We start from the raw sequence: 747 nt of genomic DNA on the forward strand, positions 1-747 counted from the left end.
CGAGTTACGCCATTTCACGTTGAGGCTCTTCAGCACACCGCTCTGCACGGTGTAGGCCAGTTCACTTTCGCGGCCCCATTCCTTGCCGTCGTCGACGGTGGCGGTGTGCACGTTGTCGCCGCTGATGTAGCGGTTCATCAGGGTCAGGCCCGGCACGCCGACAGCGGCGAAGTTGAAGTCGTGGCGCACTTGCCAGGATTTTTCCTTGGCGTTGTCGTAGCTGGAGTTGTAGCTGTCGTTCGCCAGGGTGCCGCCGCTGGTGCCGTTGACGCGCATCCAGGCATCATCGCCGCCGACTTTCTGCAGGCCGACGTAGAAGGTGTTGCCGCCGTATTTGGCCGAGAGCATGGCGAACGCGGTTTTGTTGTCCAGGTCGCCGGCCAACGCGCTGCCGTTTTCCTTGCCGGTGAAGTAGCCAAGGTTGGCGCCCAGGGTCCAGTCGCCCATGGGCTGGCTGTGGGTCAGGTTGAAATATTGCTGTTGGTAGATGTCGGACAGTTCCGCGTACCAGACGCCGACCTGGGTGCGTTTTTCGTTGAAGGCGTATTCACCGCCGCCGAAGTTGAAACGGTCGGAGGTGAACGCGCCGCGGCCGTTCATCGACATGTCTTCCATGCTCGCGTCGTTGCGCGGGCTGTTGCCACGGAACTGACCGCCGTAGAGGCTCAGGCCGTTGATTTCGGTGGAGGTGACCTGGCCGCCGCGGAAGGTTTGCGGCAGGGAACGACCGTCGTCGGAACGCAGGAT

General features: G+C 62.1%; 1 protein-coding gene. It reads right to left on the reverse strand.

Annotation, left to right across the window (positions count from 1 at the left end):
- On the reverse strand, positions 1-747 hold a 747-nt coding region (locus tag HU767_RS28525), incomplete at both ends, for an OprD family outer membrane porin (RefSeq protein WP_186731111.1).

It is taken from the genome of Pseudomonas sp. SWRI179, from assembly GCF_014268705.1.
GTDB classification, from domain to species: domain Bacteria; phylum Pseudomonadota; class Gammaproteobacteria; order Pseudomonadales; family Pseudomonadaceae; genus Aquipseudomonas; species Aquipseudomonas zanjanensis.